This window comes from Paenibacillus sp. PK1-4R (assembly GCF_030369595.1).
Lineage (GTDB): Bacteria > Bacillota > Bacilli > Paenibacillales > Paenibacillaceae > Paenibacillus.
In genome coordinates, this window is sequence record NZ_CP126535.1 from 155,154 (window position 1) to 174,357 (window position 19,204).

At 47.7% G+C, this 19,204-nt stretch carries 16 protein-coding genes; 15 read left to right on the forward strand and 1 reads right to left on the reverse strand.

The features are described 5' to 3' along the window. Positions 1-57 precede the first annotated feature (57 nt). The 14 genes from hisD (at position 58) to QNO02_RS00835 (ending at position 16,325) form a co-directional block, all read left to right on the forward strand. Positions 58-1,362 (forward strand): histidinol dehydrogenase, encoded by a 1,305-nt coding sequence (gene hisD / locus QNO02_RS00770; protein ID WP_074092955.1) that lies wholly within the window; start codon positions 58-60, stop codon positions 1,360-1,362. Further along, positions 1,355-1,984 (forward strand): imidazoleglycerol-phosphate dehydratase HisB, encoded by a 630-nt coding sequence (hisB, locus tag QNO02_RS00775; protein ID WP_197997954.1) that lies wholly within the window; start codon positions 1,355-1,357, stop codon positions 1,982-1,984. The genes hisD and hisB overlap by 8 nt, the downstream gene beginning before the upstream one ends. A gap of 3 nt (positions 1,985-1,987) precedes the next feature. Then, on the forward strand, positions 1,988-2,614 hold the full coding sequence (gene hisH, locus QNO02_RS00780; RefSeq protein ID WP_289390825.1) for an imidazole glycerol phosphate synthase subunit HisH: 627 nt from the start codon (positions 1,988-1,990) through the stop codon (positions 2,612-2,614). A 62-nt stretch (positions 2,615-2,676) separates the two neighbouring features. After that, on the forward strand, positions 2,677-3,411 hold the full coding sequence (hisA, locus tag QNO02_RS00785) for a 1-(5-phosphoribosyl)-5-[(5-phosphoribosylamino)methylideneamino]imidazole-4-carboxamide isomerase (protein ID WP_289390826.1): 735 nt from the start codon (positions 2,677-2,679) through the stop codon (positions 3,409-3,411). Positions 3,412-3,441: 30 nt separating this feature from the next. Next, positions 3,442-4,203, forward strand: a complete 762-nt coding sequence (gene hisF / locus QNO02_RS00790) for an imidazole glycerol phosphate synthase subunit HisF (RefSeq protein ID WP_289390827.1) — start codon at positions 3,442-3,444, stop codon at positions 4,201-4,203. Beyond that, on the forward strand, positions 4,196-4,930 hold the full coding sequence (gene hisIE / locus QNO02_RS00795; RefSeq protein WP_127546306.1) for a bifunctional phosphoribosyl-AMP cyclohydrolase/phosphoribosyl-ATP diphosphatase HisIE: 735 nt from the start codon (positions 4,196-4,198) through the stop codon (positions 4,928-4,930). The genes hisF and hisIE overlap by 8 nt, the downstream gene beginning before the upstream one ends. Before the next feature lie 12 nt (positions 4,931-4,942). Beyond that, positions 4,943-5,767 (forward strand): histidinol-phosphatase HisJ, encoded by an 825-nt coding sequence (gene hisJ / locus QNO02_RS00800; protein WP_091038627.1) that lies wholly within the window; start codon positions 4,943-4,945, stop codon positions 5,765-5,767. Between the two features lie 80 nt (positions 5,768-5,847). Then, on the forward strand, positions 5,848-6,795 hold the full coding sequence (locus tag QNO02_RS00805) for a ribose-phosphate diphosphokinase (protein ID WP_036616184.1): 948 nt from the start codon (positions 5,848-5,850) through the stop codon (positions 6,793-6,795). A 254-nt stretch (positions 6,796-7,049) separates the two neighbouring features. Then, a complete protein-coding gene (locus QNO02_RS00810) occupies positions 7,050-9,311 on the forward strand; it encodes a helix-turn-helix domain-containing protein (protein WP_289390828.1) in 2,262 nt (753 codons plus the stop codon). A 447-nt stretch (positions 9,312-9,758) separates the two neighbouring features. Further along, on the forward strand, positions 9,759-11,360 hold the full coding sequence (locus tag QNO02_RS00815; protein ID WP_091038630.1) for an extracellular solute-binding protein: 1,602 nt from the start codon (positions 9,759-9,761) through the stop codon (positions 11,358-11,360). Between the two features lie 116 nt (positions 11,361-11,476). Next, positions 11,477-12,376 (forward strand): ABC transporter permease, encoded by a 900-nt coding sequence (locus QNO02_RS00820; protein WP_036616191.1) that lies wholly within the window; start codon positions 11,477-11,479, stop codon positions 12,374-12,376. Between the two features lie 70 nt (positions 12,377-12,446). Then, the gene (locus tag QNO02_RS00825) at positions 12,447-13,319 is read left to right on the forward strand and encodes a carbohydrate ABC transporter permease (protein ID WP_091038632.1); all 873 of its coding nucleotides are present in this window, start codon (positions 12,447-12,449) and stop codon (positions 13,317-13,319) included. Positions 13,320-13,368: 49 nt separating this feature from the next. Further along, entirely contained in the window at positions 13,369-14,319 is a 951-nt protein-coding gene (locus QNO02_RS00830; protein ID WP_133387295.1) for a sugar phosphate isomerase/epimerase family protein, read from the forward strand. A 254-nt stretch (positions 14,320-14,573) separates the two neighbouring features. Next, positions 14,574-16,325: a hypothetical protein gene (locus QNO02_RS00835; protein WP_289390829.1), complete on the forward strand. Its 1,752-nt coding sequence runs from the start codon at positions 14,574-14,576 to the stop codon at positions 16,323-16,325. Between the two features lie 147 nt (positions 16,326-16,472). Here QNO02_RS00835 and QNO02_RS00840 read toward each other — a convergent pair whose 3' ends face one another. Beyond that, a complete protein-coding gene (locus tag QNO02_RS00840) occupies positions 16,473-16,922 on the reverse strand; it encodes a hypothetical protein (protein ID WP_091038637.1) in 450 nt (149 codons plus the stop codon). A gap of 457 nt (positions 16,923-17,379) precedes the next feature. Here QNO02_RS00840 and QNO02_RS00845 point away from each other — a divergent pair, with 457 nt between their 5' ends. Next, positions 17,380-19,113: a tetratricopeptide repeat protein gene (locus QNO02_RS00845; RefSeq protein ID WP_289390830.1), complete on the forward strand. Its 1,734-nt coding sequence runs from the start codon at positions 17,380-17,382 to the stop codon at positions 19,111-19,113. Positions 19,114-19,204 lie beyond the last annotated feature (91 nt).

Sequence of the window (19,204 nt, forward strand, 5' to 3'; positions counted from 1 at the left end):
AAGAAGCGAATCGGCCATGAGTAGGCAGGCATTACAGGGGATAAGGAGGTTGTACGCATGAAAATTGTACCTGCACGAGAGTTTGATCTGAAGCGGGAAGTGGAGTATGGCACGCCGGAGCAAAATGAAACGGTACGGCGCATTGTCAGCGACATTCGCCGTGAGGGTGATGCGGCACTGCTGCGTTACACGGAGCAGCTGGACCGCACAAAGCTGACGGCCGCGGAATTGCGCGTGCCGCAGGAAGAGCTGCAGGCGGCTTATGCAGCCGTGGAGCCATCCTTTGTGACGGCGATTCGGCAAGCCGCCGCCAACATTCGTGCGTTTCACGAGAAACAGAAACGCAACTCGTGGATGGATTGGCAGCCGGACGGCAGCCTGCTGGGCCAGGTCATCCGACCGCTGAAGCGGGTCGGGGTCTATGTACCTGGCGGCAAAGCAGCGTATCCATCGTCTGTGCTGATGAATGTGATTCCGGCACAGGTGGCAGGCGTGCCGGAGATTGTTCTTGTGACACCGCCGTCTACGAACGGTGGCGAAGGTATTAACCCGTACATCCTCGTTGCTGCTGCGGAAGCAGGCGTGAGCGAGATGTACCGGGTTGGCGGCGCTCAAGCTATCGCCGCCCTGGCTTACGGCACGGAGAGTATTGCACCGGTCGACAAGATCTGTGGACCGGGCAATATTTACGTGGCGCTCGCGAAGCGCGAGGTGTACGGTGCGGTCGATATCGATAGTATCGCCGGACCGAGTGAGATTGTGGTGCTCGCCGATGATACGGCGAATCCGGTGTATGTCGCCGCCGACCTGTTGTCGCAGGCGGAACATGACGAGATGGCATCGGCCATTCTCGTCACGAATTCGGCCACGCTGGCGGAAGCCGTGCAGGGCGAAGTGCAGCGGCAGCTTGAAGTGCTACCGCGGCGGGATATCGCTGCTGCTTCGGTAGAGCAGTATGGCGCCATTATTGTGGTTGATTCTATCGATGAGGGAATCGATGTGGTGAACAGGCTTGCACCGGAGCATCTGGAGATCATGGTGCAGGAGCCGATGGCTTACGCTGGCCGGATCGAAAATGCCGGCGCGATCTTCCTCGGCCCGTACAGCTCGGAGCCGGTAGGGGATTATTTTGCCGGACCAAATCACATTATTCCGACCAATGGTACTGCGCGATTCAGTTCGCCAGTGGACGTGGATGATTTTATCAAAAAATCGAGTCTGATCTATTATAGTAAAGAAGCGCTGCTGCAGAACGGAGCGGCTATTATAGAGTTGGCCCGCCATGAGGGTCTTGAAGGGCATGCCCGTGCAATCGCTGTACGGTTAGAACAAGAAGGAAAGGCGGAATCGGACAATGGATAAGCAAAATAATGGTGTGGAACTTGAAAACAAAGGTGCAGTGCGCCAAGCAGAGGTTGACCGCAAAACGAACGAGACCAATATCCAATTGGCCTTTACTGTAGATGGAACAGGACAATCCACGATTGAAACGGATGTACCGTTCCTGAATCATATGCTGGATCTGTTCACGAAGCACGGACAATTCGACCTGAACGTGCAGGCCCGTGGAGATATTGATATCGACGATCATCACACGGTTGAAGACATCGGAATCTGTCTGGGACAGACATTGCGAGAAGCGTTGGGTGACAAACGCGGAATTAAGCGTTACGCCAGTGTTTTTGTACCGATGGACGAGGCACTCGCTCAGGTTATTATTGATGTGAGCAATCGACCTCACTTTGAATACCGTGCTGAATACCCTTCCCAACAGGTAGGCAGTTTCTCCACGGAGCTGGTACATGAATTCCTGTGGAAATTGGCGCTGGAAGCTCGGATTACGTTACATGTCATTGTGCACTATGGTCAGAACACCCACCATATGATTGAAGCGATCTTTAAGGCATTAGGACGTGCACTGGATGAAGCAACGATGATTGATCCACGTGTAACGGGTGTGCCTTCCACGAAGGGAGTGCTGTAGACGATGGCGATTGCAATTGTCGATTACGGTATGGGTAACCTGCACAGCGTCGGCAAAGCGGTCGAACGTCTTGGCTACGAAGCGCTGGTCACGGGTGACCGGGAAGAGATTCTTGGCGCAGATGGTGTCATTTTGCCAGGCGTAGGTGCTTTTGGTGATGCGATGGTTCATCTGCGGGAGAGTGGACTGGATACGGTGGTGAAGGAAGCCGCTGCCGGGTCCAAGCCACTGCTCGGAATCTGTCTGGGGATGCAGTTGTTGTTCAGCTCAAGTGAAGAACATGGCGAGCATGAGGGACTGGATATTTTGCCAGGTAAAGTGGTGCGATTCGCACCAGGAGAACTGAAGGTTCCTCATATGGGATGGAACCGTTTGGAGTTCCTGCACGCGGAAAACCCGCTATTTACGGGGCTTGAGGGAGGTCACGTCTATTTTGTCCACTCCTATCATGCGCTTACCGAAAACAGGGACGATCTGCTGGCGGTAACGGATTACGGACATCCGGTGACAGCCATTGTAGGCAGAGGGTCCAACTTCGGCATGCAATTCCACCCGGAAAAAAGTGGAGAGCTTGGCATGAAGCTGCTCGGCAACTTTCTGGCTCTGACAGGAGCGCCTGTACAAAGGTAAAGCATCATCTCTTCTTAACTATAGAAAGCGCACAAATCTAATTCATATTCAGGAGGCCTTGTATGTCATCTTTTATCCTATATCCGGCGATTGATATCCGGGACGGCAAATGTGTAAGACTGGTGCAGGGAGATTATAATCAGGAGACCGTGTATAACGATGACCCGGTTCAAGTGGCTCTATCCTGGGAGAAGCAAGGCGGTACATACGTTCATCTGGTGGATCTGGATGGTGCGAAAGCAGGGCATCCTGTTAACGATGAGCTGATCGGGCGGATTGCCACGGCTGTGAACGTACCTGTTCAGGTGGGCGGCGGACTTCGTACAGTAGCGGATGTAGAACGTTTGCTGGGTCTGGGTGTTAGCCGGCTGATCCTTGGAACAGCAGCGATTGAGGATCGTGCTTTTACAGAGGAAGTACTGGGACGTTACGGCGACAAAGTGGCAATTGGTATCGATGCACGTAACGGTTACGTGGCAACTCGCGGTTGGCTTGAAACATCGGAAGTACAGGCAGAGGTTCTCGCGAAGGAATTGGCGGCGTATGGGGCAGAAACGTTTATCTTTACGGATATTTCCCGTGATGGCATGATGCAGGGTCCTAATGTGGAAGCGATTGTGTCTCTAGCCAAGGCAAGCGGACGGACGGTTATTGCTTCCGGCGGTGTGAGTGTAATGGATGATCTGCTTCGTCTGAGTCGCCACGCGGATGATGGTGTCGGTGGAGCAATCGTGGGTAAAGCACTGTATACGGGAAGCATCGATCTGTCTGAAGCGGTACGTGCAGTAAATAAGTAAGGGATATTCGGATAGAGAGGAAGAGGTAGCATGCTGGCAAAAAGAATCATCCCCTGTCTGGACGTGAAGGACGGCCGGGTCGTCAAAGGCGTCAACTTCGTTAATCTCCGCGATGCGGGTGATCCGGTAGAGCTGGCGGCGCTATATGACCGCGAGGGCGCGGACGAATTGGTATTTCTCGATATCTCCGCTTCGGTAGAAGGTCGTGAAACGATGGAAGAAGTCGTGCGGCAGACGGCTGGCGAGATCGCTATCCCCTTTACGGTAGGTGGTGGCATCTCCAAGGTGGAGGACATGAAGCGGATTCTCCGTGCAGGAGCGGATAAAATTGCAGTGAATACAGCCGCGGTACTTAATCCGCAGTTGATTGCAGATGGTGCACGTCGCTTTGGCTCGCAGTGTATCGTGGTAGCGATCGATGCCCAGTATAACGAAGCTTGGGGCGAGTGGGAAGTCTATACCCATGGTGGACGGAAACCCTCCGGGATCAAGGCGCTGGAATGGGTTAAACAGGCTGAGAGCTTGGGCGCGGGAGAGATTCTTCTCACAAGTATGGACGCGGACGGAACAAAAGACGGTTTCGATCTGAAGCTGACGGCAGCAGTATCCGAATCTGTGCGTATTCCAGTCATCGCATCGGGCGGTGCGGGCAAGGAGTCTCATTTCTATGATGTATTCACCACAGGCAAAGCGGACGCAGGGTTGGCCGCAACGATTTTCCATTACAAAGAAATCGCCGTACCAGCGTTAAAACAACATTTGAGAGAACAAGGGGTGGAGATCCGTGACTAAAGTGAGCGATGAAATCAAGGAACAGTTGTCCTTGGAACAGGTTGTGGAACACATTCGTTGGAGTGATGGTTTGGTTCCTGCCATTGTGCAGGATGTGGATACTCGGGAAGTCTTAATGATGGCTTATATGAATCGCGAATCTCTGAAGTTGTCGCTTGAATCCGGTGAGACTTGGTTCTGGTCACGCTCGCGTCAGGAGTTGTGGCATAAAGGAGCAACATCTGGTAACGTGCAGACGATTACTTCCCTAAAATATGATTGTGATGGCGATACCTTGTTGGTTGAGGTGAAACCGAACGGTCCGGCTTGCCATACAGGGGCGGTAACTTGTTTCCATAATGAAATCATTGGTTTGCCAGAGAAATCGGCAGACAAGGCTTCGGATGAAGCGGGTGCGGCATCTGCTTCTGCAAGTTCCGGTTCCGAAAGTCGCTTTGAGGTATTGGCTGAACTGGAATCCGTTATTGCAGAGCGTGAACGTGAGCGTCCTGAGGGTGCATATACAACGTATCTGTTTGATAAAGGTGTAGATAAAATACTGAAAAAAATCGGTGAAGAAGCGTCCGAGACGATCATTGCCGCCAAAAATAAAGATAATGACGAGCTTCGCCTGGAAGTCAGTGACCTGATGTATCACCTGCTCGTCCTGTTACAAGAGCGCAAGCTGCCGCTGGACGACATTATGTCAGAGCTGAGCCGCCGTCATGAACGGCCTCGCCGCGATTAGGAGGCGAGTTTCGTGCGTATAGACTATCATACACACCATGAGCGGTGTGGACATGCCGTTGGCAAACTGGAAGAGTACGTGCAGCGTGGTGTGGAGATCGGACTATCCCAGATTGGATTGTCCGATCACATGCCCTTGTTGCATGTCGATCCGGCTCAATATTATCCGGAAATGGCGATGCCTATGGATGAACTGCCGCGTTACGTAGAGGAGTGTTTCTCCCTGAAAGAACGTTACCGTGGGCAGATTGACGTACGTGTTGGTCTGGAAGGTGACTATATTGAAGGCTGGGAAACAGAGATCCGTGCGATCATTGAGCGTTATCCATGGGACTATGTGATTGGCTCCGTTCATTTCCTCGGGGAATGGGACATTACGGATTTCCGCCAGACCCATCACTGGGAGGGCAAAGACATCCTTGAAGTATATCGTCAGTACTACGATGCCGTAAGCAAGGCAGCGGCCACGGGCATGTACGATATTATGGGCCATACGGATGTCATTAAACGCTTCGGTTTTGCTCCTTCAGCGGAGCAGACAAATGAACGTATCTCACTGGAGAACGCAGCGTTGCAGGCTATTGCCAAAAGTGGCTGCGCCATGGAACTGAATGCTTCCGGGTTATCGAAGCCTTGTGCCGAGATGTTCCCTAGTCGCAGAATGCTGACAGAAGCCATTCGCTTGGGTATTCCATTAACCATGGGCTCTGATGCACATGACCCAATGAAGCTGGGGGATTATTTGCCTGAAGCTGAAGCACTTTTACATGAGTTGGGCTGTACGGAAGTCGCTGTTTTTGAAGGCCGTCATCGCTCGTTCATTCCTTTAAATGTATAAGCCATTAGAGTATAATGAGGGTAGGAAATAACCTTTTAGATAAGGGATTATATAGGGACTTCAACCCTCGGGAGGGCATTATGCAGCATTCGTTACGTATTTTTTCCGGTTCATCGAACCCTAAGCTGGCAGAACAGGTATGTGACAAGCTGGGTGTACAACTGGGCAAGATCAAGCTGTCCAGGTTCAAGAGCGGAGAAATATACGTTCATTATGAAGAAACGATCCGTAATTGTGATGTGTTTCTGGTACAGTCGTTGTCTCATCCGATCAATGAGCTGTTTGTCGAGCTGTTGGTGATGATTGATGCTGCCAAGAGGGCTTCAGCGCGCACTGTGAACATCATTGTTCCGTATTACGGTTATGCTCGGCAAGAGCGCAAATCCGCTCCACGGGAACCGATCTCGGCCAAGATGGTAGCAGATGTATTAACTACGGCTGGCGCCAATCGAGTGGTAACGATCGACCTGCACGCAGCGGCCATTCAGGGATTCTTCAACATTCCGGTTGACCATATGACATCACTGGATCTGATTAGTGATTATTTGTTAAGCAAAGGAATCGAGAACCCTGTTGTAGTCTCCCCGGATGCGGGACGAGCATCGATGGCAGAGAAGCTGGCGAACCGTCTGGATTCTCCATTTGCCATTATGATCAAGAAACGTCCAAGCCATAATGAATCGGTGATTACCCATGTCATTGGTGATGTAGAAGGACGGACACCTATTATTATTGAGGATCTGATCGACACCGGAACAACCATTCTGAATGTTGTGGAAGGGTTGAAGGAACGTGGCTCCAAAAATGTATATGTATGTGCAACACACGGATTGTTCTCGGATGGGGCAGTAAGTAAATTGAATCACCCGTCAATTGAAGAGGTGGTCGTTACGGACTCGATCGCACTGCCAGATGACCACCCTGAATGCTTCAAAGTGTTACCTGTTGCACCAATGCTGGCCCGCGCCGTACGCATTATTGTGGATGGTGGCTCTATGGCCACATTGTTTAAAGATTCTGGCATTTAGAGCATCGAGGATATAACGGTGTGCTGCCAGATGAACTGTTCCGTGTCTGAGTTGTTGTCTGCTCAGCACGGTTTTTTTGTTTTGGCTCTTTGAATTCAATTCTTGCTTTGCTGCTCCGAGGCTTGTGCTATAATAACATAAAATCAGTTATGATAGCGTTATCATATAGTATTCAGCCCCTAAGGTGAGATGGATGCTGAACAGTAGAACCACGGCTGAGAACATTGGCATCGTGGAGTGAGGAGTGGGGTCTATTGTCTCGTAATTGGTACTACCGGTTATTGTTCTCGTATTTCCCAATTTTTTTTCTTACGGTGACCATACTCATTTTCATCGCGTTTGTTTTCATCAATGACATCTCTAAAGAGGAAACTAAAAAAGCAGACCGGATCTCCTCCAGTTATATGATAGACACGGTGGATCGTACAATCAGGGATATTGAACTATCCATCCTGGAAACGGTACAGAGTCAGCAGGCATACAAACTCTATTTTAATAACACAAATCTGACCAGCTCGGACACGGTGTATTCAATTGCGCAGAATTTACGTGAGCTATCCAATTCGTCCTCATGGATTCAATCCATCTATCTATATGACAAGCGAAATAAACATGTTCTGACCGTAAGTGGTTCCAGAGAAGTGGAAGGTTTCTCGGATAAGGCATGGATTGATCAGATGGGTAACGGTTCTATCGGTTCAGGCTGGCAGCCGGTCCGGGAATTCGATGCGGACTCTGTTCAACGTACCCCTATTCGCGTATTAACCGTGAACAAGGACATGCCTTTGCCTTTTGGCTCTCAGGGCACATTGGTCATTAATATCAAGATGAGCAGCATTGAACAGAGTGTAGATAGTATGGTTAATGGTCAGCTCTCATTCCTGACGATTACGGATCGGGACGGTAAGGTTGTGTATAATGCACACTCGGACCAAGAGGGCTCGATAGATGGTCAGGAACTGAATAGGCTACCGCTAGAAAGATTGGGCTGGACAATATCCAGTGGAATTAAGGCCGGCAACTTATTTGGCTGGGTATCTGTCATATCTTATGTATGGGTAATCATTGCTATTGTGACTGTCATCTGTGCGATTGTATATATCGTGTACATTACTCGCCGTAACTATAAACCCATTCAGATCATCATGAACCGGATTGAGTCTCATCAGATTCGGGCATTCGAACACTCAGGTGCTCGCACGGATGAGATGAAGATGATTGACGGTGTGCTTGAGAATCTGATTAATCATATGATGGATTATGACAAGAAAAGCAGGGAAAATGTACTCATGCAGCGCAGCAAGTTGTTCAATGCCCTGTTGCATGGTGAACACATGGATAATGCAGCAGAGCAATTAAAAGAGCTCTCTCCACTGAATGACGTGCATGACTCGTCGCGTTTTGTCGTTGTTGTTGGAGAGATTAACCGATATGAGAAGGGATTTCAGGAGAGATACACGAGAGGTGAACAAAATACTCTGAAGTTTGCCTTGATGAACGTTTTGCAAGAGCTGTCACGTAATACGGGAGTCCAATGCTGGACGGAATGGATTAGTGTGGATCGAATTGCAATCCTTTTTGTGTTCAAAGAACAGAATGATAACAACTTGGATATGTCTGGGCAGATTCGTGTTGTAGCTGAGGAATGCAAATCTTGGGTAGAACAAAATCTACGCATTTCCTTAAGCTTTGGCATTGGACCTATGGCTCAGGGAATCGGTGCAATACGAGATTCCTATGCGGCCGCAGAAGCGGTAATGCAACGCAAACTGTTGATGAATGGAGATGTCGGCCAAGCCGACTGCGGTGAACCACAGCATCCTTTGCTGGATACCTATACCTATCTGCAAATGATTGCGGACTTTGTTAAGCGGTTCCGGATGTCGAGTGGACAGTGGCGGGAACAGTTGGAGGAGATCTTTAAAGCATTTGAACAGAACAAACTGCCGGATGATGAGATTCGTTCTCTGATTCAGGCCATGTTACAGATGCTCAGCCGAGAGGTGGCCATGATGTCGGAAGGACTCCAGGAAGAGCTGTCCGAAGAAAACATCAACAGATGGTTGAGTGCTGTGGAAGAGGCAGAGACGCTTGCGGATGTGAAAAGTCTTTTGTTTGATGGTCTGACGGACTTGTTCAGAACGTATGTAGCGGTAACGGAAACCAAGAGTTACAAAGCCATGGTCAACGAAATGAAAAATTATATCGAAGAACAGTTTGCGAATCCTGACCTTTCATTGAAACATCTGAGCGATCGATTCCAGATTACGGGCAAACATGCGAGTTATTTGTTCAAGACAGAATTCAACATGAAGTTTGTTGATTTTGTTACAGAGCTTCGCATGAAGGAGACGGAGCAGCTTCTGCTCAATACCGATTACTCTTTGCAGGATATTGCCCTGAAGGTTGGGTATGCAAATGGAATTACGTTGGGACGTGTATTTAAGCGGGTAACGGGTATTACACCAGGAGATTATCGTCGTTTGAAACGTGAACATCGAGAACCCGAAGAGTAACGCAAAAGTGAACATATTCTGAGATCTGTACATCAGGATAACACAGGGTGAATTTCATGCAGTCACTTTCCACTTAGGAGAGAGGCTTGCAGAGGTTCGCCCTGTTTTCGTTGAACAGTTCTCTGCTGCCCGAGATCGATGTAACTGTTTTCGCAGGATAGCAAGCTAATATTCCTGTTTTTTCACCGTTTACGAATATAGGCAGTGTGTGAAAATGGTTTATCCGACTTGGGACAGGCAGTTCCGATCCTTGAGGCGAAGAGTGCCGTCAAAGCCTAGAGCAGCGCAGCTTTGGGAAAAGAATCAGTCTGCGAAAATAGGCTTAGCATATAAACCATAATCCGTTTGTAAGCGCTTCCGAAAGTGGTTTATTGCAGGATAACGGAAAAATGTGAAATACTCTGGGCAAGCTTTAAACATTCACGCAAAGCCAAAGGGGATGACAAAATGAGAAGCAAAGCAACCAAAGGGAGTCTAAAGAAATGGATGGGTTTGGCGCTGACGATGGTAATGGGCGTTTCTTTACTTGCGGGATGCTCATCAGCATCAGAAGAATCAGCTGAAGGCGGAACATCAGGCAATGGCGAGCGCGTTACCTTAAAGGTGGAGATTTTCGACCGTGGTAACAGTCCTTCACCGTACACAATTACGAACAACTATCTATCTAAAATGATTCAGGAGAAGTTCGGTGATCCCAACAATATTGATGTACAGTTTGTACCCGTTCAGCGTTCTGAGGAAGTTACCAAGCTGAACGTCCTGATGGCTAGCAATACGGATGTCCCTGATATTGTCTTTGTTTATGACTCAAGCGTGTTTTATCGGTATGCCCAGCAGGGTGGTTTGACTGATGTTGGAGAGTTGATTGATCAGCACGGTCCGAACCTGAAGAAGTTCCTGGGTGAAGATACTTTGAAGTTCGGGCAAGTGGAAGGACAACAGTTTGCTGTTCCGGGTAAACGTGCGATCACAGGCCGATACAGCTCTTACATTCGTCAGGATTGGCTCGATAAGCTGGGATTGCCAGCGCCGAAGACCACAGATGAATTATATACAACTTTGAAAGCGTTCAAGGATAAAGATCCTGGTGGTCTCGGAAGCAAAAACATCCCAATGGGTATGGCTCTTGCACCAGCTCAATTCGAAACGCTCATCTACTCATTCATTAAGCCAGTTAGTGGCGACCTGACCTATGGTCAAAGGTATGAATTGCCGTTGCATGAAGGATTCAAAGAATCGATGCAGTTCCTGAACAAACTGTACAACGAAGGTTTGATCAGCAAAGACTTCAGTTTGGATGAAGACAAAACGCAGTTAGGGAAAGACATTCAAAACGGTAACGTAGGTTACTGGTCTGAAGATGTGGATGCCATGTTCTACGGAGATGGCACACTGGATAATTTGCGTAAAAATGTGAGTGGTAGTGAAGTGTTGCCGGTTGATGTATACACCAATCCAAATGCAGACAACAAACACATCAAGTCACGCTACGGAACAAATGGTATGTACATTATGATTCCGAAGAGCAGCAAACGTTCTGTCGAAGCGATCAAATATCTCGACTGGATGGCATCTGACAACAATCTGATTGATATCTACAGTGGTGTGGAAGGCGAGAACTATGATCTGGTAGACGGCATTCCGGTTGTGAAAGAGGATGCATCCCAGGAAGCGCAGGATCGTCTGTTTAACGCAGGGGATACAGCCATTATCTCGAACGGTAAAAACATTGGTGATCAAGCGACGAATGAAAAAGCATGGATTATGGGCTTCCCGCAAAATAATCAGGAGATGCTGAAACAATCCATTGATATTGCTAACACCGATACGGTAGGACCGATCATTTTCGACAAACCGATTGAAGCAGAGATGAAGTACAGCACAGCTCTCAAAGACAAATTAAATGTCATTATCGTAAAAACAGCGATGGCTAAGCCAGCGGAATTCGATGCGGTATATGAAAAAGAAATGGCTGATTTCATGTCTCTGGGTGGTACTGAACTGAAAAAAGAACTTGAAGAAGCGGTTCAGGCACTCCCTGCAAAATAAGTAACTCTACACTTCAAGATCAATGACAGATACCCATACTACGGCTTAACTAGAAAGGAACGTGTGCCGCCGGACTGGCGGCACAGCCGTTTCCTTGTTGATAGGAGGAAACCGACTTGACCACCACATACTTGAAGAGGTATTGGCAATTATACGCTCTGATTTCGCTGCCCATTATCTACTTTTTAATCTTTCGTTATGGACCGATGTACGGTGTACAGATCGCCTTTAAGGACTTTAACCTGTTTCAGGGAATCAGCGGCAGTGAGTGGATCGGTTTTGATGCTTTTCGCGAAGTATTTGGAATGCGGGACTTCTACACGACATTGCGCAACACCTTTATGCTGAATTTTCTTGATCTGGTCGTTTCATTTCCAGCTCCTATTATTCTGGCGATCATGCTCTATGAAGTTCGATTCAAGTGGTTCAAAAAAATCTCACAAACGATATTGTACATTCCTCACTTTATCTCATGGGTAATCATCGGGGGAATTGTGTACCAATTGTTCGGTAATCAATCCGGTATGGTTAACGGTGTACTGGAAAGCATGGGCTTAAATTCAATACCATTTTTGACAGAAAAAAATCCATGGCTTGTGACGTATCTCTTCACAGGTGTCTGGCAAAGTGCAGGATGGGGAACCATTCTATATCTGGCCGCATTAACCGGCGTCAACAAGGAATTGTTTGAAGCAGCTGAGATTGATGGAGCATCGCGGCTGAAGAGAATCTGGCATATTACATTGCCAAGTATTAAACCAACCATTGTGACCCTGCTCATTCTTAATCTTGGACATATGGTCAGCATCGGTTTTGATCGGCCTTATATCATTGGTAATACGGCCGTGCGTGAATATTCCGATGTACTCAGTACCTTTGTATACAGAGTTGGTCTTGAATCAGGACAATACACGCTGGCAACTGTCGTCGGACTGTTCCAGGCAGTGGTGGGACTCATATTTGTGCTAGGATCTAACTATATTTCGAAGAAAGCAACCGGTGAAGGTATTTTGTAGGTTGTGGATGAACGGAAGAGACGCCAATCGGCTTGTTTGTATAGACCATCAGTAAAGGAGCTGTGCGCATATGAGTGAACGCACCTCAAACCGGATTTTTGATATCGTTAATATCTCCTTTATCACCTTGTTTGTTATATTCTGCCTGGCTCCATTTTTGCACACGATCGCGATCTCATTCAGTTCTAACCGTGCGATTACGTCAGGTGAAGTGACCATATTCCCGAAAGAATTCAATTGGGATGCGTATATCCAGGTGTTCTCTGATCAGTCGATGATCTATTCACTGGGGTACACGACAGTTCTGACAATTGCCACTACTGTCCTGTGTATGATGTTCACACTGGCAGCTGCATACCCGTTAACCAAGAAAAAATTGAAAGGGCGCAAGCTCTTCATGTATGTCATCATCATTACGATGTTCTTCAGTGGCGGGATCATTCCCGAGTACTTGCTCATTCGTGACCTGAACTTGCTTAATTCAGTGTGGGCACTGATTCTGCCAGGACTGGTCAGTCCGTTTAACCTGATTATCCTGATCTCATTCTTCAGAGGTATTCCTGAAAGTCTGGAAGAATCCGCTGAGATTGATGGCAGTTCCCATGTACACACGCTCTTCAAAATTATATTGCCACTATCCATGCCAGTACTGGCTACATTAGCTCTTTTCTATGCGGTTGGACGCTGGAATGGGTTCCAGGATTCCCTAATGTATATTAATGATCCGAAGCTGTACCCGCTTCAACTGAAGTTATTCCAAATGGTACAGAACAATATGGTCAGCGAGCTTACCCAGATGGAGGGTGCTAACCGTACGCCATTGACTCCCGAGAGTCTCAAGGCCGCGACCGTTATTTTTGCAACCGTTCCAATTCTGCTCGTTTATCCGTGGCTGCAAAAGTATTTTGTCAGCGGTGCGATGCTTGGCGCGGTAAAAGGTTGAGTTAAGGCTGATGTAAAAAGTTTAGCCAGAGGGAGGAGAAGGAAAACAGATGCAGCACATAGATAAGGGTATATATTCGTTCTCCACATGTTGGAATATCCGAAAACATGATGTCGGGGAAGATATGATTCGGGAGATTGCGGATCTCGGCTTTCGTCGGGTGGAGCTCAATTATAATGTGACGAAGGAGATGCTCACGACGATTGAGCCCATGATTGAGCGTGGAGAGATCGGAATTTCTAGTGTCCACAACACTTTTCCACATGACCCTGATCCGGACTACGGTACGGATTCCATCTTGCTCGGCTTCGAAGATGAAGTGAAACGTAAGCGGGCGATCGAATTGCTGGTAGAGTCGGCTGAATATGCCCAGCGTTATGGGGGAGAAGCTGTTGTTGTACACCCGGGAGAGGTACCTTTTCCTGAGGATATCAGCAAAGACCTTGGAAAGATCTATAACGAGGAAGGTCCGGATTCACCGAAGTATCGCAGCAAATGGGCTGAATTGATGGAGCGGCGGGAAGCCCTCAGTTCAGGGTATGTGGAGAAAATTATCGCCAGTCTGGATGAGGTATGCAATCGGGCGGCAGCTAAAGGTCTGGATGTTCGTTTTGGTATCGAGACGAGATCCCGACCACAACAGATTCCTACCCTTGCCGAAGCCAAGACCATCATCACGGCCCTCAAAGGGGCTCCGGTTGGTATCTGGTACGATACCGGTCATGCCATCATGATGGACCGAATGGGCCTTTATGACAGTGTGGGAGAAATGCAAGGCCTGATGGATGATATCGTTGGGGTCCATATCCATGAGACACTCGGTCTCTCTGATCACTGGTGCCCGTATGTACACAGTAAGGATATGAACTTCTATGATGCCTATCTGCCGATGATTCGCCGCGCACAGGTGAAGGTGTACGAGTTGAAGTCTGCCTGTAAGGCAGAAGAGATCCATGAGAGTCATGACTTGCTTATGAAGAAGCTTGGAGTGACAGAGTAGGCGCGGTGATGTGGAAACAGTTTGCATGTTCACAGCATGTGTTTCACGACTGTTTCCTCAGTGACGGAGACCCATAAATATGTAGTAAAACAAGCACAGATTTTCTAGCGACTTTTGTAGAAATATGATATATACTGACGAGAAAAATGAACTCACCTACGGGCGGTATGAGTAAGCTTCCGGTCTGAATTGAAGGCGCTGAAGCAACATACTCCGCACATCGGGAGAATGCATTGGTATGGAGGGGACTGCACATGTACAAACAACTGGTGGACAGTAATGACAGAGCGGTAGAAAGAGGCATATCCCGGCAGATGCTTGACCCGGAAAGCCGTTACTATGGAGGGACAATTGATCCCTTCACAGGTGTTGCCTGGGTCAACCATACGACTGGAACGCCCACGGATATGTGTTACTGGGGAGCTGCACTCTCCAATCCGGACTCTATCTATTACCGGGATGAATCGTTGTTAAATCGACTGCTGTTAGCTACGGAATTTGTACTCCGCTTCCAGCATGAAGACGGTTCAATATCGCCTGGCTGGACCAATTACCATTCCCCTCCGGATACTGCATTTGTCGTTGTAGGGTATTCACAGTTGTATCAGCTTCTTCAGCAGCAAGAATGGGAGCCGCTTCAACCCGTGTTGAACAATATGAGGATATTCTTGGAACGTACAATCCCAACCATGCTTACGGGAGGTTGTCATACGCCTAATCATCGCTGGGTGCTATGCGCGGCGCTTGGTTTCCTGCATGAAATATTTGATCTGGAGGAAGCTGTGCAGCGCGCAGAGCAGTGGATGGATGAAGGCATGGATATTACACCCGATGGGGAGTGGACAGAACGGAGCAACGGGATATACAGCGCAGTTAGCGACATCATGTTAATTCATGCTGCGCGCCTGCTCAATCGTCCTGAACTGCTGGAACCAGTGAGGCTTAATCTCCGCATGATGGTGTATCTGGTCCATCCAACGGGTGAAATTGTTACGGATTATTCAGGGCGACAGGATCTGGGCAGTGTTCATGATCTGTCACCTTACTATCTGCCTTATGCCATTTTGGCTCGGCTGGACGGTGATCCACTCTTTGCAGGTATGGCAGCCTGGGCTGGAGATACATTGACCGATCCGGGAGTATGTTCGGTGAATACGCTCATTCGATTAATGCTTGAGCCGGAGCTTCAGCAGACAAATGATACACGTGATGCATTACCGGAACAGTATGAGGTCATGCTGAATGAACATTTTGTACGGGGTGAATATTTGAAGCAGATGGAATCGGTGGGGCATCACGGACGTATCTCGCACAGTCGGATGCATACGGACTTTGGTGCTCCGGTAGCCCGAATTCGGGATGGTGCTACAAGTGTGACTGTGATGACAGAAGTTCCTTCTTTCTTCGCTCTTCGTCATGGCAAGGTGCGCCTGCTGGCTGTGCAACTGGCCTCTTACTTTAATCCAGGGTATGTACCTATGCAGCAAATGACGAGGCTGTCCGAAGGGTATCGACTAACTGGTGAGCAGAAAAAAGGTTACTACGGCCCAATCCCTGCGAACCTGCTGCCAGAATCGGCTGCATCAGCCATCAGTCCATGGTACTTGTTGCCTCATCAGAGTCGTCAGCTTACTCATGAGCAGACCTTCCGTGTAGGAGCAGAATTACAGCCAACGGAAAATGGATGGAACATGCATCTATCTGGACAGGAACCGGAAGACATTATGATGCAGTTGTCCTTTGTATTCGGAAGCGAAGGTGAACTGACCTGTGAGGACGCAATTGAAACGAGTGAGGGTCATTATTTGTGGAAAGGCGGTACATTACGCTATACCTGCGGAGAAGACTGGCTAGAAATCACCGGGGGCGAGCTTGGGCATCTGGCGGCAACGGTACGTGAGGCAAAACTGCCGGACAAGTGTAAGGTTGTGCTGGTCAATTTCATGACGCCGTTTGATAAAACCATTCAAATTTCACTTTCTCCTTCGATGGGGTTAAAGCTTTAAATCTGTTGGATCTTTAAAGCCATAACATTAGAAGACCGAGCCTATGGAATCGGTCTTCTTTTTTTTACGAATGACGAATGACTGCAATTAACGTCCTAAAATGATATTCCCACTGTCGAGCTCAGTCCAGTAATGTATGAACTATTATCATTTCAGTTGCTTGAACGCAGTTTCGATTGGTTTAGTGAACAGAGGATTATCTTTGGTTTTGCTCCAGTAAACGCCAAGAACATTTCCTTTCTCATATAGAAAAGGGAATGTTGTGAATTGGGCGCCTTCCATGTGTCTATTGAATTCTTTTGTCCCGTTGATGCGATCCTTTTCAGAATTGAAAATATAAAAATGTATAAACTCAGGGCTATAGGGTTCTTCTTCCACGGGCACTTCAACAGAATACACCTCAGGTACAACATCATTTAATTTCAAAGGATACCCGGTTATACCAAAGGACACTAAATCCAGTTCTTGAGACTCGAGCGCTCTCAGTACATCATCTAATGTGAACTTATTTTCTATGTTTTCTATATCTTTTGAACATCCATTCAAAGCAAACAAGCAGATTAAGATGAATATAAGTGGTTTTATCTTCGAGATCATCAATATAACATCTCCTTAAAATAATAATGATGTGTCTTTATTTTTAATTACATACGCAAAAAAAGGCTGACGGACAGAGCTAATGTACGTTTGATTTTTAATGGAGATAAACCACTAAAAAGGACAATAAGGATAATAATACCATAGACTACACTCATCTCATCATAACTGGACCAAATCCAGTTAGACGACGCATAACCGACAAGAATGGATTAATGTAATACTGCAAATAGATCCTTGGCAAGCGAGTGCAGGAGTCTCTGGGAAAAGATGGGTTTCCTTTGAATAAACAACTGAATAAACAACGCTCCAAGGTGATAGGTTTCCGCAAAATGGAATATCACCTTCTTTTGCATTTTTTTCATAAACGACATGAAACTACATATTGAGAAGTGGGCCTTAAGATGTGGTATACTGAAGAGTATGAATGAAATGCAAAGAGGAGGTGCCTTGGAAGATGAAGGGCAAGCTAGTGCGGGCTGAGGGACACCTTGCCAATATTATACCGATTCACTTGGATGCTTCTTTCTTCTTTGAAAGAGCTGTCCGCTCGCTGGACCGAAATCATGTCGACAAGGCATTAAAATATTTTCGCAAAGCTGTTGAATACGAACCGGAAAATCCGGTAAATCATTGCAATATGGCGGGTATATTATCGGAGAAGGGGGATTACGAAGCCTCCAATGCCATTCTGGCTAACGTGCTGGAAGTGGTAGATCCGTCGATGACGGAATGTTATTTTTACATGGCGAACAATTATGCAAATATGGATCGGTTTGAGGAAGCCGAGAAAGCACTTGTTACCTACTTGGAGGAGGACACCCAGGGTCAGTTCATGACGGAAGCTGAAGAGATGATGGAGCTTCTGTACTATGAGCTGGATCGTCCGGCCAAACTGAATCGAATTAAATCACGCAAAGGTGTAGTGGAGCACGATCAGGCACGGGAACTGTTGGAAGAGGGGAAATTCGCACAGGCTGCTGAGCTGCTCGAAGGCATGTCTTCTGATTATCCTGATTACTTGGCTGCCCGTAACAATCTGGCACTCGCCTATTATTATATGGGTCTGTTTCCCAAAGCAAAAGAGACCATTGCCGAAGTGCTTGAACAGGAACCAGGTAATCTGCATGCACTCTGTAATCTGGCCATTTTCCATCAAAATGAGAACCGGGCTGATCAAGTGCTGCTTCTGATCAAAAAATTGCGGGTCATCGTGCCATTCCAGCACGAACAAGTCTACAAACTGGCGACAACGATGGGAATTCTGGGCCAACACGATACGGCTTATGTTCACTTCCGGCGTTTGCTCAAGGACGAAGAGACAGCTGCTGATCCGGCACTTGCTCACTATGCAGCCGTGGCGGCTTATAATACAGAACGGTATGATGCTGCTGAGCGTTTATGGCATCACGTGTCCAAGCTTGATCCGGGTTCCGAAGTATCCCGGTATTATCTGTCAGGTCTTGAGGCTGTAAGACAAGGCGAGCAAGATCCAGAGAAGCTGAGCTATCACTATCATCTGCCATTTGATGAGCAGTTCAGACAGTGGGAGAACTATGGTAGTGGCATACCTGAAGAAATGAAAAATGATCCACTGATTCGCTCATCCTTCTTCTGGGCATTGCGTCATGGTGATCGGGCAACCAAGCTACAGGTTATTCATGCGCTTGGGATGATCGGTGACTATGAGGTGCAGCAGGCTCTGCAATCCTTTATTGAAGAGCCTGGAGAAGAAAAGGATCTGCTTGAGGCAGCACAAGCTGTACTGAACGGGTTGAAATCGGCTGAACATGAGGATCGGAATTCTCAGGTGGTTCGACCCTTTTCTCCTGTAGCCTTGAAGTCTATTGGGAAGGTTCCATCCACATCAGAGCAATCGGACACGGGATCAACCTCCCATTGGCAGGCTGTTGTTGATCGTGCGTTACAGATGTCTGAAGCAAAGGCTGAGTTGCAGCAAGAGATGGAACGGCTCTGGACGGATTATGTATCCCGGGTACATCCGGAGGTTCCAGGTACGAAGCAGATTGAGGGTTGGGCTGCAGGACTTGAATATTTGGCAGCGAAGAATCACAGTCGGCCCGTTACCTATCAAAGCATTGCTGAGCGGTATGGGATATCGGCATCAACGGTTAGCAAGTATGCTAAACAGATTCATTCGGTTTGTAACAGCAAGCCACCACTTGTATAGAAAGTTCGCTTCAACTCGTTTTCAGAAAGACATCATCAGGTGAAGGATACAACAACCGGGAAAACGGGTAAACTTAACGAATGGGCCTCGT

Excerpts from the sequence above, each read along its gene's own strand:
- hisD (WP_074092955.1), top strand. The coding sequence starts at position 58 with ATGAAAATTGTACCTGCACGAGAGTTTGATCTGAAGCGGGAAGTGGAG.
- hisB (WP_197997954.1), top strand. The coding sequence starts at position 1,355 with ATGGATAAGCAAAATAATGGTGTGGAACTTGAAAACAAAGGTGCAGTG.
- hisH (WP_289390825.1), top strand. The coding sequence starts at position 1,988 with ATGGCGATTGCAATTGTCGATTACGGTATGGGTAACCTGCACAGCGTC.
- hisA (WP_289390826.1), top strand. The coding sequence starts at position 2,677 with ATGTCATCTTTTATCCTATATCCGGCGATTGATATCCGGGACGGCAAA.
- hisF (WP_289390827.1), top strand. The coding sequence starts at position 3,442 with ATGCTGGCAAAAAGAATCATCCCCTGTCTGGACGTGAAGGACGGCCGG.
- QNO02_RS00805 (WP_036616184.1), top strand. The coding sequence starts at position 5,848 with ATGCAGCATTCGTTACGTATTTTTTCCGGTTCATCGAACCCTAAGCTG.
- QNO02_RS00815 (WP_091038630.1), top strand. The coding sequence starts at position 9,759 with ATGAGAAGCAAAGCAACCAAAGGGAGTCTAAAGAAATGGATGGGTTTG.
- QNO02_RS00825 (WP_091038632.1), top strand. The coding sequence starts at position 12,447 with ATGAGTGAACGCACCTCAAACCGGATTTTTGATATCGTTAATATCTCC.
- QNO02_RS00830 (WP_133387295.1), top strand. The coding sequence starts at position 13,369 with ATGCAGCACATAGATAAGGGTATATATTCGTTCTCCACATGTTGGAAT.
- QNO02_RS00835 (WP_289390829.1), top strand. The coding sequence starts at position 14,574 with ATGTACAAACAACTGGTGGACAGTAATGACAGAGCGGTAGAAAGAGGC.
- QNO02_RS00840 (WP_091038637.1), bottom strand. The coding sequence starts at position 16,922 with ATGATCTCGAAGATAAAACCACTTATATTCATCTTAATCTGCTTGTTT.
- QNO02_RS00845 (WP_289390830.1), top strand. The coding sequence starts at position 17,380 with ATGAAGGGCAAGCTAGTGCGGGCTGAGGGACACCTTGCCAATATTATA.